Raw genomic sequence first — 737 nt, 5'->3', positions numbered from 1 at the left:
TGTGCCTGCTGTCCGCACCGTTTCTGGATATCACGTTTTCTCCACATCTGCAGTTTCTGCTTTTTCTTCCCGGAAAGTTTTCCTTTCATTTCCAGATATTCGAAAACAATCACATCTGCCTTATTTTCTGATGCATAAAAAACGATTTCCTTTGCAATTTTTCTGCCAAGCTCTATATTCAGACGTTTTGCATATGCCCATCTTCCCTGCGCCTGACGCGATCCATGTTCCCGCTGAAATCTTCGGATCCGTCCCAGCACACGGTACATCCGGTCTTTGTCACTGGAAAAGTTAATAAACTTTCTTCCCAGGATAGTTCCGTCTGGACGCATGATGGTACAGACTGCATCCGTATTGATGCCGAGATCCACACTGCAGATCGTTTGTTCTTTGACAGGTGTCCGGTTTAAAGATACCTCTTCCGCATACGTAAAACGCAGGAAATATTTGTCGTGCTTTTTCTCCAACGTTGGCGCCGAAGCTTTTTTGCCCGACCAGTGTTTTCTTAAATATTCCATATCCGTATGTTTCAGCCGCACAGCAAACCATTTCCAGTCATGGCCATCGTACAGTTTTAAAAAGGCCGCATCTTTCTCTTCTGTGTTTTCACGGTACATGACATTGTGGTAAAAAACAGGCATGGCATACTGCTCACTTTTCAGATACGGCTTTCCTGTTTTCTGTCCCTCTGCTTTCCACTGTTCCAGACGCGTCCGATAAGAAGATACACTCCCAAG

The 737-nt window shown here is 44.9% G+C and carries 1 pseudogene; it reads right to left on the bottom strand.

Going from position 1 to position 737, the window contains the following annotated elements:
* A pseudogene (locus DWZ44_RS18875) lies at positions 1-737 on the bottom strand (IS200/IS605 family accessory protein TnpB-related protein); the annotation flags it as partial.

The sequence above is a fragment of the Blautia sp. AF32-4BH genome (genome assembly GCF_003460565.1).
Taxonomy (GTDB): domain Bacteria; phylum Bacillota; class Clostridia; order Lachnospirales; family Lachnospiraceae; genus Fusicatenibacter; species Fusicatenibacter saccharivorans.
The sequence above is the reverse complement of the archived record's forward strand: the minus strand, read 5'-3'. Positions and strand labels throughout refer to the sequence as shown.